Here is a 24185-nt window from a genome sequence, read left to right on the forward strand (position 1 = left end):
CGTCCCGGCGCCGGCTCCCAGGTCCTGCCTCCTGCTGCTGGCTAGGTCAACGACCGCTTCGGCCTCCGTCTCAGTCGCGTCGCCCCATGCCGCGCCACCGGCCTCGGCCGTGGCTGCGCCCTCCCTTGACCTCGCTGCACCATCAGCCTGTCGGGTCCTGTTGGTGACATCTGCAGCGTACCAGCCGATCCGCTTCCGCATGGGCATGCATCGACTATGGGAATTTGCCTGTACCGACTATGAGAATCCGTCATATGTATGGTATTCACTCGTAGCTCCCGTCTAAAAGTGGACCAACAAAGCGGTTCGAAAGCCCGGCCCACTACATGTCGATCAGACAACACGACTAGGACACCGGATTCGGCAGGTAATCGCTCGACCTGAACTCCCTGCGCATGCGAGCGGTGGCGAAATCCACGAAGGCGCGAAGTTTCGGCAGTGACTGATGCCGGCTTGGGTAGTAAAGGGAAAAACCGGGAACCTCTTCGCAATACGGTTCGAGCACGGCCTGAAGATCTCCCCTTTCAAGATGCGACATCACCAGCGAACGCGGCAATTGGAAGAGCCCGACGCCTCTCGTTGCCGAGCGAATGCAGGCTTCGATGTCGTTGCTCACGAAAGGCCCCTCAATCCCCACCGTGATGCGCTCGCCATCGACGACGAATTGCCAGTGATCGAGGGCGCGGACGGACTGACGGAGCAGTATGCAAGGGAAGTTCTGCAAATCGTACGGAGACGCCGGTCGGCCATGCTTGCGGAATAACGCCGGGGCGCCAACGACGACGAACCGCTCCGGTGGCGTCAGCCAGACCGCGACCATATCGATCTGGACGAAGTTTCCAAGACGTATTCCCGCGTCGAAACCTTCCTCGACGATGTCTATCGGACGATCCTCACCCACCAGTTCGAGTTCGACGTTCGGATGGGCGTCGAGAAAGTCGGGCAGCAAGCGATTCACCAGCAGCGGCAAGATCGGTCTCGGCATATTGATGCGTAGCCGGCCGGTGATCTCGCCACCCAACCCACTCGCGGCGTCCAATCCTGCCGTGAGCATGTCGACCGCGGGACGTGCGTGGGCAAGCAGGCGTTCGCCCGCTTCGGTCAGCCTGACGCTTCGTGTCGTGCGGAAGAAGAGAGGCGCGCCAATCCGCTCCTCCAGACCGCGTATCGCCTGACTGACCGCGGACGGCGTGACCCCGAGGTGCCGTGCCGCGGCACGGAAGCCACGGCATTCCGCCACGGTCAAGAACATGACAAGCCCGTCCAGATGGGTTCGAGCGATTGTTAAGCTCATCTACACGGCCCGTTCCGAATGTACCTCATATCCGAATGATAGCGCACGAGATACCGTGGGTTATCGAACCAATATCGGAGTACGCACATGTTTTTGGTAATGGGAATCACGGGAAAGGTCGGCGGCGCCACGGCAAGGCATCTGCTGGCGCAGGGCAAGAAAGTACGTGCGCTTGTCCGCGACCGCGCAAAGGCGGCGAACTGGGTTGACCAAGGCGTCGAATTGGTCGATGGCGACTGGAATGACGCGGCCTCCATCGAGCGGGCACTCGAAGGTGTCGAGGGCGCGTTCGTCATGCTGCCTCCCATCTGGACTCCCTCGCTGGACTTCAAGGAAGCCAAGGCCGTCATCGCGAACTATGTCGACGCGCTCACCAGGGCGCCGGTGCCGCGAGTTGTCGCCCTTTCGTCGATGGGCGCGAACGCAACCAGCGGGATGGGGCTGATCACGGCTCTATCGCTTCTGGAACGGGGCTTCAGCGATCTGAAATTGCCGATCGCCTATGTCCGGGCCGGCGAGTTCCTCGAAAACTTCCTTTACGGCTTGCACGTCGCCCAGGGCGGCACGCTGCCCGTCTTCCACCATCCGACGAACAGGAAGTCAGCCATGGTCGCGACCAACGATATCGGCGCCGAAATCGCGACGCTCCTGAGCGGGCCGGCCTGGTCCGGGCATCGGATCGTCGAACTCGGCTCGATGGTGAGCGCGGACGAGGTCGCGGCGCAGTTGGGTGACGTGATGAACATCGCCGTCGAGGCCGTTTCCGTACCGCGGGCCGGCTGGGCAGATACATTCGAGCAGTTCGGCATTCCGAAGGGCCAGTCTGGCCTGGCCGAGACCATGTATGACTTCGTCAACGCCGGGGGAACGGACCTCGGAGTCGAGGGTACGGAGCACGTCCCGGGCGTGACCTCAGCCCGCGATGTCTTCGCTGCGGCCCGGACGGCCACGGCGGCATAGGGCGACGGATACGGCATCGACGCGACTTTCATAGGTTAGGTAAATGTCCAAGATCTCCTGGCGCAACGTCTTACCCCTCGCTCTCGCCGCATTCTTCGTCGTGGGTTCACTCAGCAACCTCCTGGCCCCGGGATCCATCTACGAGGAATACCTGAAATGGGGATACCCACGCTGGTTCCACTTCGTGACCGGGTCGCTGGAACTTGGTGCCGCCATCCTGCTTTTTCGCGAGCGGAGCCGCCTGTGGGGCTCGGCTCTCGGCTGCGCCGTCATGCTTGCCGCCCTCGCGACTGTCATTAGCCACGGCGAATATGGGCACGCCGTGCCGCCACTTGTCGTGGCGACATTGTCACTCGTGGTTGGCTGGACAAGCTGGCGTATGCGGACCGCGACCCCCCCGGTCATCGAGCGCGATCGTTGATCCACGTCGGATCGGTAGAGCGGCGACAATGGACCCATGCGGCGAATGGAAGAAGAACACATGTCGATATCATCCTGCTGATACGGTCCAACCTCATGATCTTCTCAAGCAAATGAGGCCGCTTCCCTTGTTCGCTGGCCTGGCGCTCCTGGCGCTGTCTGCCTTGGCAACGGGAGTCGCGGTCGCGCAGGTCGGATCGGGGCCGACCACCGCACCGGGCCCGCCAGCACTACCCTTCCCGGTGGACAAGCCGTTCCTCGGCACGATCGAATTGGCCGTCGACGCCACCGATACCGATCACCAGGTCTTCTCCGTTCACGAGACGATTCCCGTCCAGGCACCGGGCGATACCGTGTTGCTCTACCCCGAATGGGAAACGGCCAGTCATGCGCCCACCGCCACCGTTGCGGAGTTGGCGGGCCTTGCCGTATTTCTCGATGGGGAGGCGGTGGAGTGGCGGCGCGATACCGTGAACATGCACGCCTTCCACGTCGACGTGCCCAAGGGTGCGAGATCGATCACGCTGGACTTCCAATTCCTTGCTCCGGCCCAGGCCCACCTGTTACGGCCGGACATGGTGATGATTCCCTGGCACCGCGTGCTGCTTTATCCCGCCGGTTGGTACGTGCGGGATATCCCCGTGGTCGCGAAGCTGGCAATGCCCCCTGGACTGACGGCTTTCACGGCATTGGCTTTCCACGCCATCGACGACAGAACGCTTGGCTTCCAACCCGTAACGCTGGAGCAGTTGGTCGACGCGCCCGTCTATGCCGGGCGCTACACGCGCCGGATCATGGTGGGCGGGAGCGCGGCCCAGCCGGTGGCGCTGGACCTTCTGGCGGATGCAAAGGAAGACCTCGCTGTCACTCGACCTGAAGTCGACCGCATCAGGGCACTCGTCGGCCAGGGCATCAAGACCTTCGGCACCGCGCCGTACCGTCACTATGACGCCATCGTCACCCTGAGCGATGTCTTGTCACCCGACGGCGGCGGTGGTGGCGTCGAACATCTCGAAGAAGGAGAAAACAATCTCCCCGCCGCATACTTCACCCATACGGCGGAGCAGCTGAATAACCTCGACCTGATCGCGCACGAGTTCGTCCATGCGTGGAACGGCCGGTGGCGTCAACCGGCTGACTTGTGGTCGCCCACCTTCAACCAACCAGTGGGTGGGTCGCTGCTATGGGTGTATGAAGGGCAAAGCGAATTCTGGGGACGCGTGCTGGCTGCGCGCGCCGGCTTGCGTGATCGACAGCAGACCCTGGACAAGCTCGCCATGGACGCGGCCATTGTCGCCAACCGCACCGGCCGGCGCTGGAAAGACCTGCAAGACAGCACGAATGACGCGATCTTCATGGCAAAGCACCGTATCTCGTTGCCTGACTGGCAGCGCCGCGAGGACTATTACACCGAAGGCGTATTGCTGTGGCTGGACGTGGATGCACGTTTACGCCAACTGAGCCATGAGGAACGAGGCATCGACGACTTCGCGCGCATCTTTTTCGTCAAGGACAGCACGCAATCCACGCGAACGTACACCTACCAGGATGTCTGCGCCGCGCTGGACAAGATTGCGCCGAATGATTGGGCGGCATTCCTCGATCAGCATCTTCACAGCCACAGCGCGGACGAAGCGGTCGCCGGCCTGGCTCGTGCGGGCTGGAAGCTTGTCTATAAAGACACCCCCACTGAAACGTTTCGCCAGGGTGAGGAAGAAGCTGGCGCCATCAATCTCGATTATTCGATCGGCCTGCAAATCAGGCCGGATGGAACGGTTCAGGCGGTTCGGTGGGACAGTCCGGCATTCCGGGCAGGTTTATCCCCTGGCGCACGAGTGCTCGAGATAGGTGGGCAACCCTTTTCGACTGGCCTCCTCTTGGCCGCAGTCGAATCGGCCTCATCGAAATCATTAAGCATCCGTGTCGACATCGGTGGAAACAAGCGCGTCGTCGACCTCGACTATCAAGGGCACCTGCGCTATCCCCATCTCGAGCGCATCACAGGCATACCCGACCGATTGTCCGCGTTGCTCGGCGCTCGATGACGCAAGTGATGGGAACCCTCGGCATCGAGCCGTCGCACAGCGACGATCTTCGCCGCAAGCGCGAGTTGGATGGCGTCGGGCGCGGGATAGATTTCAATGGTGCTATTCGCGACGTTTTGCATGCCGAGCGTATGGTTCCGCATGCGAATGGTGATGTTCTTCTTTCGACCCTGACGCCGGATGGAAATCCGCCAACGGTCGGTCGAATGACTTGATCTTGCCTTCGGCCACCGGCTGCGCGACACCTGGCGCCACGACCGACCTGGTCACCGACATCAACTCGATGGGGGTCTGGTCATGGCAAAGCATCCTGCTTGGCGAAGATGCGCGCCATTTCCGCCGCATTCTCGGTTCCCCAGGTGCACAACGGAACGATCGCCTCGGCCAGGCTACGACCGAGCGGAGTCAGCGCGTAATCCACCCGTGGTGGTACTTCCTTGTAGTCGGTGCGCACCAGCACCTGGTCGGCCTCCAGATCCTTCAATTGCTGGATCAGCACCTTGTCGCTGACGCCCTGGATCAGCCGCTTGAGTTCGCCGTAGCGCTTCGGGCCGTCGCGCAGGAAAAACAGAGCCAGCGGTTTCCACTTCCCCGAGAGGATGCGAAGCGTGGCGTTGAGCCCGCAGCCGGTGTCGCAGATTTCCGAAGGCGTCGTCATTTTGATACTTACCAAAAAGTGCATACTTGTCGTCAGGTTATCAGGCCTGCATCTTTTGTCTCAAGCAAGCAGTTCCCTGCTTCCCCAGACACCCAATGAAGGATGCACCTCATGACCCGACTGAAAGGAAAGACCGCCGTGATCACCGGCGGCGCTACAGGCATCGGCCGCGCCGCGGCAAAGCGCTTCATCGAAGAAGGCGCCTTCGTCTTCATCTTCGGCCGCCGACAGGAAGCACTCGACGCCGCCGTGGCCGATCTCGGGCCCAACGCCCGCGCGGTCATGGGCTCGGTCTCCGACCTTGCCGATCTCGACCGACTCTACGCGGCGGTGAAGGCCGAGCGCGGAACCCTCGACATCGTCGTCGCCAATGCCGGGGCGGGGAGCCAGCTTCCGCTGGGCAAGATCACCGCCGAGCACATCGATGAAACCTTCGACACCAACGTGAAGGGCACGATCTTCACGGTCCAGAAGGCGCTGCCGCTGATGGGCGAAGGTGGTTCGATCATCCTGACCGGATCGAGTGCCGGCACCACGGGCGCGCCGGGCATGAGCGCCTACAGTGCGAGCAAGGCGGCCGTGCGCAACCTCGCGCGGACCTGGGCGGAAGACCTCAAGGGCACCGGCATACGGGTCAACGTGCTGTCGCCCGGAGCGACGGCGACCGACCTCGCGAAGGAAGCGCTGGGCGAGGAGGGCCAGAAGGTCTTCGCCTCGATGACTCCGCTCCAACGCATGGCCGATCCAGCGGAGATCGGCGCGGTGGCCGCGTTTCTCGCGTCATCGGACAGCAGCTTCATGACCGCCAGCGAGGTCGCCGTCGACGGCGGCTTGGCGCAACTCTGACGCGCGACGTCCGGCCGGACACTCCGCTCGACATCTGGAGTCCGCCGGGCGTGCTGAACCAAGGGAAACCATATGAGCTACGCAATTATCGGCTTCGGCAAGATCGGCCAGGCTCTTGCCAAGGCGTTTGCCCGTAACGGCATCCACGTATCCGTTGCAACCACGCGCGATCCCAAAAGCTTCGCGGCCGATGCGGCCGCGATCGGGCCGACGATCATCCCCAAGAAGCTGTCGGAAGCGGTCGAGGCGGACATTGTCTTCTTGGCCGTTCGTTTCGAGGCGCACCAGGATGTCGCAAAAGCGCTGCCCAACTGGCAGGGGAAGACCATCGTCGATGTGACCAATGCCTACGGCGTGCCACCCGAGGAACTCCGAGGACAGCCTTCTTCCAAGTTCGTCGCTCGGGCTTTCACTGGTGGAAGACTGGTCAAGGGCTTCAATCATTTGGGCGCCGCCGTCCTAGCCCAAGGTCCGGCCGTACATGGCGGGAGAAGAGTCGTGTTCCTGGCGAGCGACGATGACGGTGCAGCAGCCGAGATCGCTGCGCTGGCGGAAAACCTCGGTTTCTCGCCGATCAAACTTGGTGGGCTTTCGAAAGGTGGCCTGCTTGTGCAGGCGCGCGGAAATAGCTGGGGTCAACTGATCTTCAAGGACTTGGTCAAGTTCGACTGATGAGTCGTGATCGCCGGCTCGATGTGATCCTGTCACCAAAGCGCGCCATCGGCATGACACATTGGTTCGGATAGCCGAATGCTATCCGGTTCAAGACTTACCTTCGGCGATTTATGTGAGAGAAGTTGACCACAATGCCGGTAAGCGCCGTCGAAAAACCAACGACTAACACCGAGATGCCCAGATTCATGAATCCACAGATCGCAATAGCAAACGCGATGAACCCCACAGCCACTCCAATCATGGTGATACGAAAGCCGATGTACTGAGGCTCATGCAAGATGCTCGTCCAGTCGATTTTTTTCACCGTTAACCTCACTTGCACATTGCCTTCGGGTCAGACTTGTTGTCCCTGGCGCAATAAACCCCTGTGTCGAGCAGACGGTTCTCGAAAGCGGGCATGTTAGCGACAGCGCGAATCTCTATCGATAGCTTGCCGCGACGCAGGACTCCCGGCGCTCTGCGTCCCCGACTCGGCATCGTAGGACGTAGCCAAGAAGTTCTTCACCCGTCGGCTCAGGAAGAGATAGGCGCTCAAGGCTGCAATTTGCAAAGCCGCAGAGAGAACATCATAGAAATAGTCGTCGCGAGAGTAGCTCACGCCGTTGATTCGCTCGATAAGATAGCCTGCAACGTAGAATCCCGCGACACCTGATATGTAGGCCGGTCGCCCAGGCCGCCGAGCTTTAAGTAGCAAGATTCCTGCGCTGAAGAAAAGGCACGCGGCTACGGCGAATACTAGTCCGCTGCCATTGGCCCACCAGTCCCCTGCTCCAATCTTCTTCTGACCGACAACGGCACCGCCTGGAACGACCGTCGCCGCTACAAGCACTACTGACATCAACGCAAGTAGTGTCAGTATCCTTAGAAGCAAAGGCATTCTTCTAAAATTAGCGACAAGGTCATTCATGTCCAGCGGTCTACAACCTCAATGCCGGCCGACCATCCAATCCCACGCCGCTCATCGCATGAACGACTCCAACTATCAGCGGCGACCCACACGAGACATATGAACTACGAAGTCCGACTGAGTCAGCGACTGCGTGCGTATTTGCGCATCCGAATAACTGGCTTGATAAGCACATACCAAACGAAGACAACCGCCATAATCGAATTCAATAAGCAAAGCGCAAAAATGTTGCCACCCAAAAAAGAATCCGTCACAACGGCAGAATCGATACCTATGTATCTCATCCCCCAAACTATCAGACCCAAGGGAAAGGACAGAATGGCTCCCGCTACCTCATTGAAAAAACCAACGCATTGCGCTTGTACACCACAACTCAGTCTACTGACGACGATTGCGAAAGTCAGACCGAAATGAATGAGCACACCAATCAGGAGAAATGCAAAAACTTTCATTCTTCACACAGCCGAAACCATTGATGTCGAAGCACGCCGCACATGAGCGATTCCACCTATCGGCGGCGACCCACATGAGACATATGAATCACAAAGCCCGTCAATGCTATCGAGAAACCCACCGCGAACACTGACGCGCCAAGCCACACAAACCCACACAGTCCGATGAGGAAAGCAATTGCGCCGACTGCTACGCCTGTCATCCCCATGCGAAAGCCCAGGAATCGACGCTCATTTCTAATCGCTAGCCAATCGATATTCTTCATGCGCAATCTCACTTACGGCCTGGTTCAAGCGTGAATTTCAATCTTCACGACTGCCCCCTACTGAGGTTCACTGAATTTCGGAGGCACGCTCAAGCTTGAAGGCATCAAGGGATTGCTTGTCAGGAATCAAATCTCGCCTCCGTTGCATCGGGTCCTTCATACGTCGGATGTCATACCAGACCTCATCATCCTCCGTTTCTGGACCGAGGTTCATGAGATCTGTAATTCCCACGAACTCAAAGTAAACACGTCCTCCGCCATCGTTGAGATAACTGTAGCTAGCACGCTTTCCTCTGCGCTGTGCCGCTGCATAGACCGTTGCGGCGTCTCGCCCGAGAAACAGGACGATGCGTTCCTCGACGTTTCGGAATCCGCCAGGCGCGTCATCTTCATACCGAAACTGAAACAAGAGCTTCGCGGCAAACCTTAGTTCAGGCGAATGGCGCACAGCGATCAATCCTTTTGGTCCACCCATATTCATCGGCATTCACATTGCACACGATACACATGTCAAGAGATGTCCGTTTACACGATCGTGCAGCGGCGTCGCCTACTTATGCAGGAACGCGGAATACATGCTGCAACAGCAGAGCCGTCCAAATCCCGGACAAACACTAGCACCTAATCGGTTTGAGGCTTCATCAAAGGACCAATCCATCCGTGATGTTCCTCTTTGATGCCCGGACCAGCAGTAAGAACCTTTATCACGTAGACGACAAAGTCGCGGATCAGCTCTTTATCGTCTGAGTAGTCCCACTTCTCAAATATCATCCAGTCGCGTTCGTTAAAACTTGCAACCGGCTTCGTCTGCGTACACGTAGAGCTCGAATAACAACTCTCGTTGGACGATCTTAGCGTACTCATAAGCTTCATGCCTTCCATGCACCAACTCAAGCTCGGCGGTCTTCAACCTACGCGAAGCGACCTCCTTGTTGAGAGCATCAATGCATCTCTCAGGAAAGCTGATCATCACCATTTTTCTGCGATCGCAGAAGTCCGAGTGGGTGTTATGACTATTGGCTTCCACCCATTGTCCTGATGCACAGAACACTCGATCACCACCCTTCCTACCGCAGTCGACACACAGAAACCTACCATTGCTATTCGTTAGTCATAGCGGAAAACGCTATAGATGAAAACGATCAGCACCACGATTGGAATCGAAAACAGAAAAACCGACCGAACACTCCAAGACCCATCGCCTTCTTCTGGCTTCGGAATGATCGGGAGCTTCCCGCACTTGTCCATCTTGTACCGCTTCACCAACTGCCTCCAAGCACATCTCCTCAGGTACCGATCGGCGGATTTAATCTGGGGCCGACTGCTGCTGAGACTCATCGGACGCGTTGTCTTGTCCACGTTTCACCACATTTCCATTGCTGTCTAGCCACTCCCACGAGCCATGATTTTTTCCTGCCTCGTAGCTTCCTACATAAATTACATGCCCACGTTCTGCCGCAAAGAAGCTCCCGTTTCGCAGTCCATCCGGTCCTTCACATGTTTCGAAACACCATGTGACCCCCACGCCTCATAGACAACCTTGCCGGGAGAGCAGCAAAAGAAGCCCTGCTGGCCATCAAGTGCAATTTTGTCATCCTGCGAGTTCGTTCATCCGACAACAAGCAAAAATCCAGTTGCAGCAACCGAGATCAGAGTTTTCATTTCAATGGATCACTCAAATAGGAGTTCGGGATAGTCATGGCCGCGTGCGGGAACCAAGAAACCACCCAATGAAGACTCTTAGTCTCGAGAGTTGATCCCGTCAGTGCGACAAGGGAATCGGGATGTCGGGGAGGAACGCTCTGATGGATGTTCGCGATCGTGCGATCAATGCAAAGCCATCCCCATCAAAGATTGGAACTACAGCAACGACAGGGTGGACGAGCACTCCTCCGTCGTCGAAAAGCCATGCCACAGAGTAGCCACCGATCATGCGTGTCAAGGCGCGTCGAATGATCTCAGGGTCGGCGCACCTGGGATCAAACATTACATAAACATTGTCGGAGAACGTAACCACATTCTCACCATAACGGTCCTGTAACGATGCAACCTCGCTCGGAAGGGCGTAGGCATGGGGAACAAGAAACCTCAAGCAGTCACTTTTTTCGATCGCCATACCTAGGCTTGCGGCAAGCGCGCTGCCCACGGCCATGGCTCCCTCCATAAGCGTAACCCGACCGTCAAGCGACGGCACAGCGGGGGATTCCGGTATTCCACGGGAAATATCTTCGTTGACGGGGCGACTTATTGCTTCATGGACCAAAAGCTCGACTGATGACTGGAACTCTTCCGTAATCGATAACGGGTGTCCGAACGGACGGCGTTCGATATCCTCCATCACGGCACTGATGATAGAACGCTGTTGACTGGGTGTGGGGAGCAAGGTTCTGAGCATATGGGATAGGCGCTATCGGGCTTCGGATGTGTGCTTTGTCCATGCTTCACCACAGTTCCATTGCTGTCTAGCCACCTCACGAGCCATGATTCTTTCCTGCTCGTAGCTTCCTTTATAAATCACACGCCCGCGTTTTGCTGCAAAGAAGCTCCCGTTTCGCAGCCCATCCGATCCTTCACATGTTTTCGAAAGACCATGTGATCATATAAATTAATTCCTTTCGTATCGCCAAAATGGCCTAACGCAGATATCTCATGCTCACGTATAGAGAGGCCGGCCACAGCAGCACGTAAGGAAGCCACATTTGCCAAAGCGCCTCGGCACGCTCCATGTCCCACGCAATGGACGCCATCATATACAGCACGACCATCGCGATAAGCACGATGGCATTTGCCGCAAAAAAAACCTTCAGTATTCTCAGAAATTTCATTTGTCGTCGCATGCGCAGTTAATAATTGAGCTTTGAACCAAGGTAGCAGAACCCGCCATTCCGCCAGCGCCTAATTCAAGTCCTCGCTCGGCTGAGCAAGATGGTTCGGACCAGGCTCCTGCGTTCTCCGGCCGAGTTAAGTATCTACCGTTGCCACCCAGTTGGGTCATGCTGCAGCTGAATCCGCGACCCAGCGCTCCGCCGACGCTCCAAGTGCTGAACCACCCGGCAAGCACACCCGGATCGACGTACGAAAGTCGATCATCAAACGATACGTCAGAGCTCGTAACCCCGACTGGCAACGTACCCTTTATATTCAGACCGACTGCTGGGCCCACTACACGGACCAGAGCATGACCCTTCGTCCCCCCGATACAGTCTGACGCGAGGTCGTATAGCAATACGCCTGCTCCCACTCCTGCGGATGCGTTAGCATTGAACGCCTTGCCGTGCCATGTAACCAGGCCGCTTGGATCGGACGACGTCAGTGGCGATCCGGCTGCGTAAAGGTAGGTTGAAGTACCACCGTCGAGCCCCAGCGGATCGCTCTGTGTATACCGACCCGTCGCAGGCTCGTAATTTCTGTTGACATTGTAATTCAGCCCGCTTTCGGCATCGAAGTACTGACCGGGAAAACGAAGATTCAACGTGTAACCCGCCAGAGACGCCGGCAACATCTCGCCAAACGGATTTCCCTGAAACGCCAACGTCCAGATCGCCACGCCTTTTGCATCGCTGACTACACGGGGCGTACCTAGTGCATCCGCGTGGATATATCCGAAAGTCGCAATTCCGCCGGCGATGTCGACCGTTGCAATAGGCAAGTTGTCCAGCCAGACAATATTCCGGTTCGTGGCCCCATACTCGGCCAATAGCTGACTATTTTCGTCATAGACGAACCGCGTGGTACTAGCGGCAGGCGTTGTTACCGTCTTGGACACTCGCTGTCCGAGCGCATTGTAGACGTACGTGCCTACCGTAGCGCCATTGCGCTGGACCGCCGTCATGCGATTGCGGCCGTTGTAACCGTAGCCGAGTGCCTCGCCGGCGATCGTGCTTCCGGTCGTGTTTCCATTGGCATCGTAGGTACGGGAATCGGTTCCTACGCTCGTGAGCCAATGGGTGCCTGTCTGATAGCCGTAAGCGCCGGTGGCTTGTCCTGGCGCCGCCTTGCTCAGTCGATCGCCGGTCCTGTTGTACGTATAGGCCTCGATCGCCGTGCCACCCGCGTCATTCACCGAGGTCAGGCGGTAGAGCGGATCATAAGTGTAGGTTTCCGTTGCCGGAATGGCGCCAGGGGTGGCACCGAGCGACACGAGGTTGCCCATGACGTCGCGTGCGAAGTGCAGATCGAGCGCCGGGCTGGAGACGTCGGTGACCGCAAAGTTCGCATCGTAAGTTCGCGTGACGGTCTGCCCGCTCCCCAGGCGGTAACTTGCCACCGGTCCGAATGGCAGATAGGTGACGCTACTGACCACGGTCTGGCCCACCCCAGGGGCCGTGAAGAGTATCGATACCGTGCGACCCCGGTAGTCCCGCGAATAGGTCACCTTGCCACCATTTGGATACGTCACGGTGTCCAGCCGATCCGCGCGGGTATAGGTGTAACTGGTCGTGTCGGTCTGTGTTCCAAGCGTCTGGCTCTTCCGGGTAACGTTCCCGCGCCGGTCGTAGCAATAGGTCGTTGTCATGGCCGATTCCACGATGCGGGTGAGCCGGCCGATCGGGAAGGAGCCCGCGCATCCGGTCGTACTGTCCGGCTCGTCGTAACGCCACGACACGTTGTCGGCGGTCGTCGGGTAAGTCGCCGAGGTACGACGGTTCAATGCGTCGTAGGTGTAGCTGACGGTCGTGCCACGGGCATCCGTGCTGGCCGTGGCGTTGCCAGCCTCGTCGAAACCTGCCGACGATTGCCCCGTATCCGGACTTACCTGGTTCACGACATCGCCAAAGGCGTTGCGAACGTACGTGGTCGCCAGGCCCTCGGGGTCGCTGATGCCCTCGATGTGATCGAGCGCATCGTATTGCGTCACGGTCTGCGTGTTTTGAGTAGCAGTCGTCTTCCCGCTGGCATCCTGAATCGCCACGATCAGTCGATCCAGGCCGTCGTACGTTGCCTTCGTCTGTACGCCTAGGCCGTCAACGTTTTGTACGAGATGGCCATTGCCGTCGTATGCGGCGGGGGCGCTGGCATCCATGATCACGTTGTTCAGGCCGTCGACGAGTCGGGTCAGGCGTCCCAAGGTGTTGTATGTTCGCGTTACACCCTTGACCACAACACCGGACGGATTGAGCACCTGCTCTTGCACGCGATTGCCCGCCGCGTCGAGAACATAGTGAATACGGTTTCCCGCGGTGTCCTTGATGTCCGTCAGGCGATGGGCGCTGTCGTAGATGAAATTCGTGACGACACCGCTTGGATCGGTGATGCTCTCGACGTTGCCGTACGTCGTGTAGGCAATTTTCGTCAAGACATCGCCCGATGCATCCGAACCATCGGCATTGGCCCGTACGGTCCGATTTTGTAGCCAGCCGCGCGAGGTGTACGTGAGGTCGGTGATGACACCATTGGCATCGATGGTGCGAGTCGGACGGCCGGCGCCGTCGTACTTCGCAATGCGGGTGACGTGGCCCAATGCATCGGTGACGGACTTCAGGTCGCCGTGTCGCCACTGAGCGGTATCGTCCATGTAGTACTGGTACGTCGTGGTCTGCACCACGTCCTTGCGCGGTCCGGTGATACTCAGCAGAAGACCGGCTAGTGGACACTGTGTTGTGTCGACCACAGCGCAATAGGTGTAGCTCCAGCGACGTACGCCAGCAGGGACATCTCCGGTCGGCGAGCAGACATAGGTCGAAGCGCCAGGTTCTGCGAGATCCGCTTGGCAACGTGCAAGCAATAACCCTTTCGCATCGTAGACCTGGCTCGTGGCCATGAGCGCCGTTCCTGCACCGTCGAGCACACGCGTCACCAATGGCAAGCGAAGACTCGTGTCCCATGAGGTCTGCGTGCGCCGCTCCTCGGGCAGGCCCACTGCTTCCCTGGTCGACTCCAGTAATCCAAAGGCGTCGTATGTGGTCTGCGTTGAAACGCCGTTGAAGTCCACCATGCTCGCCGGGAAGCCGCGCGCATCATACGTGCGAGACTGCCAGGGCTGACCGCAGTCGGGGGTGCAAGGACCGTCGAGCGAACCCACCCTCATCAGGCCGTCGATAGAGACGGGCGCGATGCGAACGGTATTGCCTAGCGGGTAGGTGATCGCCGAGGTGCCATCGGCTTGGTAGGTAATTCGCGTGGTCCCGACATTGCCGATGAACGCCGATGAGGTCGCCCGTCCGAGGTCGTCGTAGGTGATGCTCTCGTAGCGCACGCCGCGCTCGTCGGTGATGCCGGTCAGGGCATTCGGCAGCGGTCTTGCACCAACAAAGCCGCTCTCGTTGTAAGTGTACTTTCGCGTTTCGTCGTTGGCGTAGACGACCTGGCTAAGATTCGACGATGCATAGCCATAGCTGTAGGACAGCCGCTTACCGTCGGGCAGCTTCACCACGCTTAGCCGGGCGGAGCTGTCATAGGTGAAGACGAGTTGACGGCCCTTTGAGTCGGTTACCGTCGACAGCAGACCGATCGCCGGCGAGGGCGTGGTCGTGTAACTCAGCGTGATTCCCTGACCATCCTGGCCAACCACCGACATCAGGTGGCCAGCCAGATCGTAGTTTTCCGTCTGTCGTGTACCGCCGACAAACAGGGCGTACCCCACGAGCGCGCCTTGCGCATTACGGAGGTCCGTGAGGACGTCCGTCGGCGTGTCGGTAACCCATGAACCGGTGCCGCTGTCGCGCGTATAGGTTGCCTGCTTACCGTCGGGGCGCAATGAAATGACGGTGTTAGCGGGAGCCACCGAAATGTTCAGCGAGCGATCGAAGACGTGCCGCCACCGGAAGCCCATGGCTGCCGGTGCCGTCGCGCCGTTGCTGTTATAGAAGCGCCGAAAGGTGAGCCAAGGGCCGCCGTCGAAGTCGTCTTCCTGAAGATGGAAATTACCCGTGGAGGCATCGATCGGGTCGCCCACCACGTTTGCACCCATGACCTCGGCGCAGGACGAGCCGTTGGCATTGCCACTGGCGGTGCCGCCGCTCCCGCTACCGGACTTGGTCGAGCCGAGGCCGCCATCGCACCTCGCTCCGCTGCCTAGGTTCTTGGTTGCCTGCCCACCATAACGTGTGATGTCCACCGTGCCGCTGGAACAGCCAGCATGGGGCGAAGTCCACGTACCTTGCAGCCGGGTGCCTTCCGCTGTCTCGGACAGGGCGAGAGACATCGACGTCTCACATCCTGTATTCGCACTTCCACCTTGCGCAAGGATGGTGCCGTCGGCGGTGGTTAGCGTGTTTCCCGAAACACTGCCGGCCACCGACCACAGGTACCAGCCATTGGCATTCGACAGCGGCGTCGTACGGCGCGTGCCAGTTACATTTCCGGTCGCGTCCTGTGTGAGTTCGAATTCCTGAGCCCAATCTGCGGCGGTGGAATCATTTACGGCATGCAGGTTGCCGTGCCAAGTGCCGGTTACGTCAACGGTGGCGGCAATGCCGCTTGGTGCGGCTGCCGGGACAGTCATTGCCCGCGCCGGGAGCTGTCGCCCTGACGACGGCGAGGCATCCTGGCCACGTATCTCCGGGGAAATCGTCGCGCCAGCGACGAAAAGCACCAGAACAGCATACCGCCATGCGATACCGACCAAACCCATCCCTGCGGCGGGCCAATTCGCCCTCCGTCCCTGAGTGTCCCGAACGTCCATCGCGTTTCCCTGCCGTGTTTGTCTAAGCGCGTGGAAAGCTCGATGCGCGCTGCACGCAAGACTACGTATTCAGGAAGTAGCGAGATATAGGAGAGGTCCTACACGACGCTGCTAGTTATATGCAGTTTCGGCAATGAGCCATCAAGCGTGTAACCGGTCACCGCGGCACTGGCTACGCCGCCATCTGCCGGTTCCGCGCCAGGTAGCGAAGCCCGATCGAAAGCGCCATCTCGTACCCGGCGGCGGGATTGCCCGGCGTGGTGACACTCACCAGGGACGGATGAGCCGGGGAGATCGTCGCCAGGTCGCCGGCGCGACTATCGGCGTGGATCTCGATCAACGGCACGCTCAACGCGTCGAGCGCACGGCGTAGCGGAGCCACCTGTCCCTCGGGTATCGCGTCCGCGTCGACGTCCAGAAGGACCAGGTCCACCGAAGCAGCCTCCTGGCCGGCCAGGCAATCGGTCACCTGCTCGATGTCGGCGCATGCCCGCCAAACCAGGTCTTCCCCTTGCGCTTGCGCGCGGTCCCATAAACCCATCAACGCGTCATCGGCGACCGCCTCCGCTTCTTGGGGATGAACCGGAGCGACAAGCAACAGAATCGACATCGGAGAACTCGGCAGTGGAAACGGGACTAGTATCTGCCTGCCCGCCGTAAATTCTCCCGGTCGAGCGGAGCGACGAACCGTAAAAATCGCGTCAAGTTACATCCAAGTGACTAACCCGCCTTGGACAGATTCTTGAACGCCATCCCCAGCGTATGCAGCGCACTGCGCGACCGACTGTCATGCAACGCCGAATACAGCACCACCTCATGCGTGGGTAGCGGCGGCAATGAAAGCGCTTGGCCGATATCGATGGTGCCGGACGGTGCGGCACGCCTCGGCAATACGGCGACCGCCAAGCCGATCGTGGCCGCGGCCCCCACCACGGCAGCACCCTTGCCGATGAACACTTCCGTCCAGGCGATGCCGGCACTATCCAGCGCACGGACCGCTGCCGCGCGGATGCTGCATGTTTCGCCCTGGGTCGACAACGGGAGCGGTTGACCTGGGCGCGGTTGCCAGTGCAGAGCGGCTATCCACGCGAATGATTCCGCAAACAGCACTTCACCATGGCGACGGCGATCTCCCGGCTGCAACACCAGCGCGGCATCCAGCACGCCATCGTCGTAGGCCTTGAGTACTTCGTTCGAGCCGGCTACGCGCAACTCGATCACCAGATGGGGATCGTGCTCGTTCATCCAGAGCAACAAGCCAGGCAATTCGCTGCCCACCAACTGATGGCTGACGCCGATGACAAGTCGCCGCTGCTTCACGTCAAACGACGCGATGGCGCGTTCGTGCGCACCGACCAACTCACGAGCGGCCTCCATGAACGCGGCTCCCTCGGCGGACAACCTCACCTGGCGCGGCGTTCGCTCCAGCAGTCGTCGACCCAGCTGGTCTTCCAGCCGGCGCAACTTCAGGCTGATCGCCGACTGCGTGCTGTTCAGTGCATCGGCGGCGCGGGTGAAGCTCTGCAACTCAGCGGTCAGGACGAAGGCTTTGACGGCATCGAGGTCGAGGGCTTTCATGGCTTATCCATTTCATTTCTAAATGACTGGAACGCGAATTCATATATGTTCTAAATGAATGGTAGCGCACTAAACTGCGCCGCACATCGGCAGGAAATCCCGTCATGAACACCTCGAAGACGCTTCTATTCGCCCTTCTGGCCCTGCTCCCGATCCGTACAGTCACGGCCTCGGAGCCCGGCAAGACGAACGCGGTCGGCCCCATCGAAGGCACCTGGACACTCGCCTTCGCCGACGTTCAACATCCGGATGGAACCCGTACACATGACTACGGCGATGCCCCGAAGGGCATGCTGCAGATCGATCGCGCCGGTCACTATTCGCTGTTTATCTTCAACAGCTCCCGGCCCAGGTTTGCCGCCAACGACAAGAACGCGGGGACACCGGATGAATTCCGATCGGCCACACTGGGAACGAGTTCTCACTTTGGAACGGTCGACGCCGATCCCGTGAAGCGAACGCTCACGTTCCACATCGAGGGGGCGACGTATCCGAACTGGGAGGGGACGACCCAGGTGCGCAGCTATGAACTGAGCGGCGACATGCTGAGCTACAAGGTTCCGCCGCGGCCCAACGGCGATATTCCACTGACCGGATGGAAGAGAATTTCCCACTGATCCAGGCAAAGGACACCCGCTCGCGTGAGCGTCCCGCGAGCGGAATCCACCCAGAACGTCCTACCCACCTCCTCGCGGGTAGTTGACAACCGCACGTTCCTGCACCAGCATGGATTTCCCATTCGGACTTCTAAACGCCCAGACATCTGGTCGTACTCCGGAGTAGAACCGCCATGATCATGCAGCCCACGACCAACACGCGCCATCCGATCGTCTCCACGATCGGTGCGTGTTGCTGTTGTCCTGCCTGATCCCTCCGGCGCACCTGCGCCCCTCCGCCTGACGGGCGGATAGAAACACCTCCCCCCATCCCCCTGCGCCACGCGCGGCTCCCTGCCGCGTGTCGTACCGCTGCCCGCACCATCCAGGAATCCGTTCATGAGGCATGCCCTACCCGCGCGCTTGTCGCTGTCCGTCCTTTTCGCCGCCAGCCTGTATGGCCCCGTCACCCGCGCCGAGGACACCGATAAGGCCGAGGACGCCACCAAATTGCAGACAGTGGTCGTCACCGGCACCCGCTCCGTCAATCGCAGCCAAAGCAGTTCGTTGTCACCGATCGACGTGGTCACGTCGCAGGACTTGCAATCATTCGGCGACACCCAGCTAGGCGCCGTGCTATCGCGGCTCACCCCTTCGCTCAACTTCCCGCGTGCCCCGGGCAACGACGGCTCGGGTATCGTGCGCCCGGCCGCGCTGCGCGGCCTGTCGCCCGACGAGACACTCGTCCTGGTCAACGGCAAGCGCTGGCACACCAGCGCGCTGCTCAACTTGCAGGGGGCGCTCGGCCGCGGCTCCGCGCCCGCCGACCTCAACTCGATCCCGATCTCGGCCATCGACCACATCGAGGTGCTGCGCGACGGTGCCTCGGCCCAGTACGGCTCGGACGCGATCGCGGGCGTGATCAACATCGTACTCAAGGGAGCCGCCGGTGCCGGGACCAATGAAGCGAGCATCACGGCGGGACGCTACAGCGCGGGTGACGGCAAGCAATGGCAGGGCGAAGCCAGCCTCGGCGTTCCGCTCGGCGGGGACAAGGGCTGGGCACGCCTGAGCCTCGTCCAGGGCCATGCGGACGCGACCAACCGCGGCGGACGCGACTACCGCGATCCGTCGTCGCCCGTTTACGGCCAGCGGACGCAGCGCATCGGCGAGCCGGACATCAGCAACCACCAGGCCCTGCTCAACGTCCAGTACGCGCTGGCCTCGAACGTGGACTTCTACGCCTTCGCCAGCACCAGCAGCCGCGAGGGCACGTCGCCCGCCCTGTTCCGCACGTACGACAGCGCGCGTAACGTGCCATCGATCTACCCGGACGGCTACCTTCCCCTCAACGACGTGCGCTCGATCGACAGCGCCGTGGTCGCCGGCGTGCGCGGCACCACCGCGAGCGGTTGGCGCTGGGACATCAGCGGCAACTACGGACGCGATCGGGTCAGCATCGATCCCACGCATACGCTCAACGTCGACCTCGGCGCGGCGAGCCCTACCCGTTTCAACGCCGGGCGCCTGATCGCCACGCAGAAGGCGTTCGATGTCGACGTGGCCCGCGATCTCGACGTGGGTTGGCTGACCAACCCGTTGACCCTCGCTTTCGGCATCGAGTACCTGCACCAGCAGTACGAGATCGAAGCCGGCGATCCGTCGTCGTATTTCGGCACGGGGTCGCAGGGCTTTCCCGGGTTCACGCCAGGGGACGCGGGGCGCCACAGCCGTCACGACGTCGCCGAGTACATCAGCCTGGAAAACCAGATCACCGACAAATTGAGCGGTTCGCTGGCGATCCGTCACGAGGATTACAGCGATTTCGGCAATACCACATCGGGCACGTTGTCTGCGCGTTACGACTTCACCGACAGCTTCGCGCTGCGTGGCACGGCGGCGACGGGCTTCCGCGCACCGTCGCTGCCGCAGCAGTACTACACGACCACGTCGACCAATGTCATCGGCGGCGTGCCGACGCAGATCCGCAATTTCGCGGTGAGCGATCCGGTCGCCCGCGCGCTTGGCGCGGAACCGCTCAAGCCCGAGAAATCACATAACTACACCCTCGGCGCCGTATACGCGCCCGGCGCCTGGACGCTGTCGCTCGACCTGTACCAGATCACGATCGGCAATCGCATCGTTCCCTCGGAGAACCTGGTCGGCGAGGACGTGCAGGCGTACCTGCAAAGCCAGGGTTTCGCCAACATCCAGGGCGGCAGTTACTTCACCAATGCCCTGAAGACGCGCACGCGCGGCGTCGATCTCAGCGGCGGCTACCGCCTCGATTTCGGAGACGCTGGCAAACTCCAGCTCACGGCCGCCTACAACCGCAACCACACGTCGATCCTCTCGGTGGCACCCAACCCCGCGACGCTTGCCGAGAGCGGGCTGGAACTGGTGCGTGTGGGGCACATCGCGCAGGGCTACATCACCAACGGTGCGCCGCGCGACAAGATCGCCTTCGGTGCCGACTACGGCATTCGCGACTGGAGCGTGCATGCGGCGCTGACACGCTACGGCCAGTTCACGGTCAACCAGGACCCGGTCGGCAACCCCGGTTTCGACCAGGTCTTTCCCGCACGGTGGTTGCTCGACCTGTCCACCAGCTATGCGGTCCACGGCTGGACCTTCACGGCAGGCGTCGACAACCTCACCAATGTCTACCCGCAGAAGTACAAGACCGGAAGCGACGGGGCCGTCGGCGGCACCTGGCCTTATCCCGATTACTCGCCGTTCGGCTACAGCGGACGGTATCTCTACACGCGCGTCGCCTACCGCTGGTGAACGCGCTTTTCCCACGACCATCCAGGGGCTACAACGTGCCTTCCACGCTACCGATTCGCCGCCGTCTGCTGGCCGCGACACTTCTTTCCGCGTTCGGCACACAAGCCACCTTCGCCCAGTCGACCACCGGCGCCATCTCGGGCCAGATCGGCGATGCGCAGGGCGCCACCGTCGTCGTACAAGGCGGCAACGGCCTGACCCGCGAAGTCACGGTCGATGCCAAGGGGCGCTACAGCGCAAGCCAGCTTCCGCTCGGCACCTATACCGTCACCCTCCGGCGCAACGGCGTCGACGTTGATAGCCGCAAGGACGTGGGGCTCAGGGTGGGCGCGTCGACCGACGTCTCCTTCGTCGCCAGCGCGGCCAATCTCGAAGGTGTCAGTGTCAGCGCCTCGCGCCTGCCCGATATCGACGTGACATCGGTGGACTCCCGCTCGGTGATCACCGCCGACCAGCTGGCCAAGTTGCCACTCACACGCAACGCGGATGAAATCGCCCGGCTCGCCCCGGGCGTCGTGTCGAACAGTGGTGGATTCAAGGGCCCGACCGGGTCGTCGCTGAACAGTTTCGGCGGCTCGGCGGCCAGCGAGAACGCTTACTACATCAACGGCTACAACGTGACCGACCCACAGCGCGGCATGGGTGGTATCTCCCTGCCCTACGGTGCCGTCGACCAGCAGGAAGTCTATACGGGCGGTTACAGCGCGCAGTACGGGCGCTCCGATGGCGGCGTCATCAACCAGGTCGGCAAACGCGGCAGCAACGAGTGGCACTTCGGTGGGCAGGTGCTCTGGGAGCCCGCCTTCGCGCGCGCCGGGTCGGCCAATACGTATTACACCAACGGCCTGCCCGCCTCGCCCGTCGCGGGCGACCTCTACCAGCCCAATCGCGAGGATCGCAGCTGGGTGACCACGGTGAGCAGTTACGTCGGCGGTCCACTGATCGAGGACAAGCTGTTCTTCTTCCTGGCTGGCGAGTTCGAGCGGCAGGAAGGTTCGACACACAACAACGTGGACGACACGAGTCCGGACGTGCAGTACCGGTATGGCTCGCCGCGCTGGTACGGCAAGCTGGACTGGAACATCGCGGACAACCATATCCTCGAAGTCACCAGCGCCTCCAGTAAACGCGAGACACAGGGCACGATCTACGATTACGACTACAACGCCCTGCGTCGCGGTGAGCGGATCGGTTCGGATGACGACACCAAGACCGGCGGCGACGTGTGGTCGGCCAAGTACACCGGCTACATCACGGACAACCTGACCGTGTCGGCGCTGTACGGCAAGATGAAGCTGGACCAATACGACCAGCCGGGCTCGTACAACGGTGACCTGACCTACGTCAACGGACTCACCAACCAGAATCCCGCACTCAACGGTGGTTCGCCACTCGGCAACAACCAGACGGTGCAGACGTTGACCAATCCGGGCCGCAGCACGCGCAGCACCAACACGCGTTTCGACGTGACCTACGTGCTAGGCGACCACACGATCAGCGCCGGCATCGACAACCAGGTCACGCGCGCGCTCGACCAGGGCTCACAGGCCTCGGGCGATGGCTATTACTGGACCTACGGCAAGGCCGACCCGAATACGCCGATCTCCACGGGGCTGGGTGTCCCCGCCACCGGCGGCATCGTCAACGGCGAGCAGGGCTACTACGTGGTCCGGCATGTGGTCAGTTCGCTGGCCAGCGTGCGCGCGAGCCAGAAGGCCCAGTACATCGAGGATAAATGGCAGGTTGGCGATCGCTGGCTGCTCTCGCTGGGCCTGCGCAACGACCAGTTCGAGAACTACAACCGTGACGGCGATGCCTATGTCACGCAGCATCGGCCACAGTGGGCGCCTCGCCTCGGTTTCAGCTGGGACGTGAACGGTGACGCCAGCTTCAAGGTCTATGGCAACGCCGGACGCTACTATCTCGGCCTGCCGCTCAATCCCGGCCTCAACGCCGCCGGCGCGTCGCTCAGCACGTCGCAGTACTTCACCTATGGCGGCATCGACGCGCAAGGCTTGCCGACGGGCCTCACGGCTTTTTCGCAGCCGGTCTCGTCGAACAACTATTACGGCGTACTGCCCGATCCGCGCACGGTCACGGCAAGCAACCTCAAGTCGGAATACCAGGATGAGTTCATCCTCGGCTTCACCAAGACGTTGGGCCAGGATTGGGTCTACGGGGCGAAGGCTACCCAGCGCATCCTGCGCAGCGCGATCGACGACTACTGCGACACCGACCGGATCATCGCCAAGGCGGCGGCGCTCGGTTACGACGTGACCACGACCAACAGCTGCTATCTGTTCAACCCGGGCCGGGCGAACACGTTCAACGTGATCGATACCTCCGGCAACCTGGTCGCCGTGCCGCTGAGCAACAGCGAGCTGGGCTTTCAAAGCCTGAAGCGCCGCTACTACTCGCTGGAAGGATTCCTGGAACACCCGTTCGACGGCCGCTGGTACGGCAAGGTCGACTATGTGTTCTCGCGCAGCTACGGCAACACCGAAGGCCAGCTCCGTTCGGACCTCCAGCAGACCGCGGCCTCGACCAGCGAGGATTGGGACAACAGCTACATCATGGAGAACACCAATGGCCCGACCAACAACGACCACACCCATCAGCTGAAACTGTTCGGTTACTACCAGCTGACGCCGGAATGGCTGGTCTCGGCCAACCTCAGCCTGACCTCCGGTTCGCCGAAGATCTGCCTGGGCTACTACGGCCCCGATTTCTCGGACCCTGGCAAGTACGGTGGCTCGTACCACTACTGCGACGGCGTCGCGTCGCCGCCGGGCAAGCAGGGCCGGCTGCCCTGGATCCGCCAGCTCGACCTGGGCACGACATATCGCCCGGCCTTCGCCGCCGGCAAGCTGTCCTTCACCGCCAGCGTCTTCAACGTGTTCAACGAACAGCGTCCGTTGAACCGGTACCCCTATTCGCAAACGGATCCCGGTGTGCCCGATCCGCAGTACGGGCAGGCGGTGGTTCGCCAGGTGCCGCGTTACGTGCGGCTTGGGGTGAGTTACGACTACTGAGTGTGGCAAGTACGAAGCCGGACAACTACTGTCCGGCTTCGTACG

General features: G+C 60.6%; 18 protein-coding genes. 9 read left to right on the forward strand and 9 right to left on the reverse strand.

What is annotated here, in order from left to right; genetic code table 11:
* Positions 1-346: 346 nt before the first annotated feature.
* Positions 347-1252, reverse strand: coding sequence for a LysR family transcriptional regulator (locus ACR9ZJ_RS00685; protein WP_481286511.1), 906 nt, complete (start codon positions 1250-1252; stop codon positions 347-349).
* A gap of 129 nt (positions 1253-1381) precedes the next feature.
* On the opposite strand from ACR9ZJ_RS00685, the gene ACR9ZJ_RS00690 reads away from it, so the two are divergent.
* The 4 genes from ACR9ZJ_RS00690 to ACR9ZJ_RS00705 all read left to right on the forward strand — a co-directional run bounded on the left by ACR9ZJ_RS00690 (position 1382) and on the right by ACR9ZJ_RS00705 (position 4934).
* Positions 1382-2254 (forward strand): NmrA family NAD(P)-binding protein, encoded by an 873-nt coding sequence (locus ACR9ZJ_RS00690; protein WP_481286512.1) that lies wholly within the window; start codon positions 1382-1384, stop codon positions 2252-2254.
* A 43-nt stretch (positions 2255-2297) separates the two neighbouring features.
* Positions 2298-2675, forward strand: a complete 378-nt coding sequence (locus ACR9ZJ_RS00695) for a DoxX family protein (protein WP_481286513.1) — start codon at positions 2298-2300, stop codon at positions 2673-2675.
* A gap of 127 nt (positions 2676-2802) precedes the next feature.
* Positions 2803-4719, forward strand: a complete 1917-nt coding sequence (locus ACR9ZJ_RS00700) for a M61 family metallopeptidase (protein WP_481286514.1) — start codon at positions 2803-2805, stop codon at positions 4717-4719.
* The gene (locus ACR9ZJ_RS00705) at positions 4716-4934 is read left to right on the forward strand and encodes a hypothetical protein (protein ID WP_481286515.1); all 219 of its coding nucleotides are present in this window, start codon (positions 4716-4718) and stop codon (positions 4932-4934) included. Before ACR9ZJ_RS00700 ends, ACR9ZJ_RS00705 begins: the two co-directional genes overlap by 4 nt.
* Before the next feature lie 80 nt (positions 4935-5014).
* On the opposite strand, the gene ACR9ZJ_RS00710 is transcribed toward ACR9ZJ_RS00705, so the two are convergent.
* Positions 5015-5377 carry a winged helix-turn-helix transcriptional regulator gene (locus ACR9ZJ_RS00710; RefSeq protein WP_481282187.1) on the reverse strand — a complete coding sequence of 121 codons (363 nt, stop codon included), beginning with the start codon at positions 5375-5377 and terminating at the stop codon, positions 5015-5017.
* Between the two features lie 111 nt (positions 5378-5488).
* On the opposite strand from ACR9ZJ_RS00710, the gene ACR9ZJ_RS00715 reads away from it, so the two are divergent.
* Both ACR9ZJ_RS00715 and ACR9ZJ_RS00720 read left to right on the forward strand, forming a co-directional pair.
* Positions 5489-6223 carry an SDR family NAD(P)-dependent oxidoreductase gene (locus ACR9ZJ_RS00715; RefSeq protein ID WP_481282186.1) on the forward strand — a complete coding sequence of 245 codons (735 nt, stop codon included), beginning with the start codon at positions 5489-5491 and terminating at the stop codon, positions 6221-6223.
* Positions 6224-6295: 72 nt separating this feature from the next.
* Positions 6296-6895 carry an NADPH-dependent F420 reductase gene (locus tag ACR9ZJ_RS00720; protein ID WP_481286516.1) on the forward strand — a complete coding sequence of 200 codons (600 nt, stop codon included), beginning with the start codon at positions 6296-6298 and terminating at the stop codon, positions 6893-6895.
* Positions 6896-6992: 97 nt separating this feature from the next.
* Here ACR9ZJ_RS00720 and ACR9ZJ_RS00725 read toward each other — a convergent pair whose 3' ends face one another.
* The 7 genes from ACR9ZJ_RS00725 to ACR9ZJ_RS00755 all read right to left on the reverse strand — a co-directional run bounded on the left by ACR9ZJ_RS00725 (position 6993) and on the right by ACR9ZJ_RS00755 (position 17725).
* Positions 6993-7202: a hypothetical protein gene (locus ACR9ZJ_RS00725; RefSeq protein WP_481286517.1), complete on the reverse strand. Its 210-nt coding sequence runs from the start codon at positions 7200-7202 to the stop codon at positions 6993-6995.
* A 1388-nt stretch (positions 7203-8590) separates the two neighbouring features.
* Positions 8591-9010: a DUF4288 domain-containing protein gene (locus ACR9ZJ_RS00730; protein WP_481286518.1), complete on the reverse strand. Its 420-nt coding sequence runs from the start codon at positions 9008-9010 to the stop codon at positions 8591-8593.
* Between the two features lie 1275 nt (positions 9011-10285).
* Positions 10286-10861 carry a hypothetical protein gene (locus tag ACR9ZJ_RS00735; protein ID WP_481286519.1) on the reverse strand — a complete coding sequence of 192 codons (576 nt, stop codon included), beginning with the start codon at positions 10859-10861 and terminating at the stop codon, positions 10286-10288.
* Positions 10862-11156: 295 nt separating this feature from the next.
* Positions 11157-11348: a hypothetical protein gene (locus tag ACR9ZJ_RS00740; protein ID WP_481286520.1), complete on the reverse strand. Its 192-nt coding sequence runs from the start codon at positions 11346-11348 to the stop codon at positions 11157-11159.
* The gene (locus tag ACR9ZJ_RS00745; RefSeq protein ID WP_481286521.1) at positions 11345-16090 is read right to left on the reverse strand and encodes an RHS repeat-associated core domain-containing protein; all 4746 of its coding nucleotides are present in this window, start codon (positions 16088-16090) and stop codon (positions 11345-11347) included. The genes ACR9ZJ_RS00740 and ACR9ZJ_RS00745 overlap by 4 nt, the downstream gene beginning before the upstream one ends.
* A 229-nt stretch (positions 16091-16319) precedes the next feature.
* A complete protein-coding gene (locus tag ACR9ZJ_RS00750; protein ID WP_481286522.1) occupies positions 16320-16757 on the reverse strand; it encodes a hypothetical protein in 438 nt (145 codons plus the stop codon).
* 110 nt (positions 16758-16867) lie between these two features.
* Entirely contained in the window at positions 16868-17725 is an 858-nt protein-coding gene (locus ACR9ZJ_RS00755) for a LysR family transcriptional regulator (RefSeq protein WP_481286523.1), read from the reverse strand.
* Between the two features lie 104 nt (positions 17726-17829).
* Here ACR9ZJ_RS00755 and ACR9ZJ_RS00760 point away from each other — a divergent pair, with 104 nt between their 5' ends.
* The 3 genes from ACR9ZJ_RS00760 to ACR9ZJ_RS00770 all read left to right on the forward strand — a co-directional run bounded on the left by ACR9ZJ_RS00760 (position 17830) and on the right by ACR9ZJ_RS00770 (position 24140).
* Positions 17830-18342, forward strand: coding sequence for a lipocalin-like domain-containing protein (locus ACR9ZJ_RS00760; protein ID WP_481286524.1), 513 nt, complete (start codon positions 17830-17832; stop codon positions 18340-18342).
* 378 nt (positions 18343-18720) lie between these two features.
* Positions 18721-21108 carry a TonB-dependent receptor gene (locus tag ACR9ZJ_RS00765; RefSeq protein WP_481286525.1) on the forward strand — a complete coding sequence of 796 codons (2388 nt, stop codon included), beginning with the start codon at positions 18721-18723 and terminating at the stop codon, positions 21106-21108.
* A 35-nt stretch (positions 21109-21143) separates the two neighbouring features.
* The gene (locus tag ACR9ZJ_RS00770; RefSeq protein WP_481286526.1) at positions 21144-24140 is read left to right on the forward strand and encodes a TonB-dependent receptor; all 2997 of its coding nucleotides are present in this window, start codon (positions 21144-21146) and stop codon (positions 24138-24140) included.
* The last annotated feature ends 45 nt before the right edge of the window (positions 24141-24185 follow it).

It is taken from the genome of Luteibacter sp. KNZ12-1A (genome assembly GCF_056755675.1).

Bases quoted from the DNA above. Each gene is read 5' to 3' on its own strand.
- ACR9ZJ_RS00685 (WP_481286511.1), bottom strand. From the start codon at position 1,252: ATGTTCTTGACCGTGGCGGAATGCCGTGGCTTCCGTGCCGCGGCACGG.
- ACR9ZJ_RS00690 (WP_481286512.1), top strand. From the start codon at position 1,382: ATGTTTTTGGTAATGGGAATCACGGGAAAGGTCGGCGGCGCCACGGCA.
- ACR9ZJ_RS00695 (WP_481286513.1), top strand. From the start codon at position 2,298: ATGTCCAAGATCTCCTGGCGCAACGTCTTACCCCTCGCTCTCGCCGCA.
- ACR9ZJ_RS00705 (WP_481286515.1), top strand. From the start codon at position 4,716: ATGACGCAAGTGATGGGAACCCTCGGCATCGAGCCGTCGCACAGCGAC.
- ACR9ZJ_RS00710 (WP_481282187.1), bottom strand. From the start codon at position 5,377: ATGACGACGCCTTCGGAAATCTGCGACACCGGCTGCGGGCTCAACGCC.
- ACR9ZJ_RS00715 (WP_481282186.1), top strand. From the start codon at position 5,489: ATGACCCGACTGAAAGGAAAGACCGCCGTGATCACCGGCGGCGCTACA.
- ACR9ZJ_RS00720 (WP_481286516.1), top strand. From the start codon at position 6,296: ATGAGCTACGCAATTATCGGCTTCGGCAAGATCGGCCAGGCTCTTGCC.
- ACR9ZJ_RS00730 (WP_481286518.1), bottom strand. From the start codon at position 9,010: ATGCCGATGAATATGGGTGGACCAAAAGGATTGATCGCTGTGCGCCAT.
- ACR9ZJ_RS00735 (WP_481286519.1), bottom strand. From the start codon at position 10,861: ATGGAGGATATCGAACGCCGTCCGTTCGGACACCCGTTATCGATTACG.
- ACR9ZJ_RS00740 (WP_481286520.1), bottom strand. From the start codon at position 11,348: ATGAAATTTCTGAGAATACTGAAGGTTTTTTTTGCGGCAAATGCCATC.
- ACR9ZJ_RS00750 (WP_481286522.1), bottom strand. From the start codon at position 16,757: ATGTCGATTCTGTTGCTTGTCGCTCCGGTTCATCCCCAAGAAGCGGAG.
- ACR9ZJ_RS00755 (WP_481286523.1), bottom strand. From the start codon at position 17,725: ATGAAAGCCCTCGACCTCGATGCCGTCAAAGCCTTCGTCCTGACCGCT.
- ACR9ZJ_RS00760 (WP_481286524.1), top strand. From the start codon at position 17,830: ATGAACACCTCGAAGACGCTTCTATTCGCCCTTCTGGCCCTGCTCCCG.
- ACR9ZJ_RS00765 (WP_481286525.1), top strand. From the start codon at position 18,721: ATGAGGCATGCCCTACCCGCGCGCTTGTCGCTGTCCGTCCTTTTCGCC.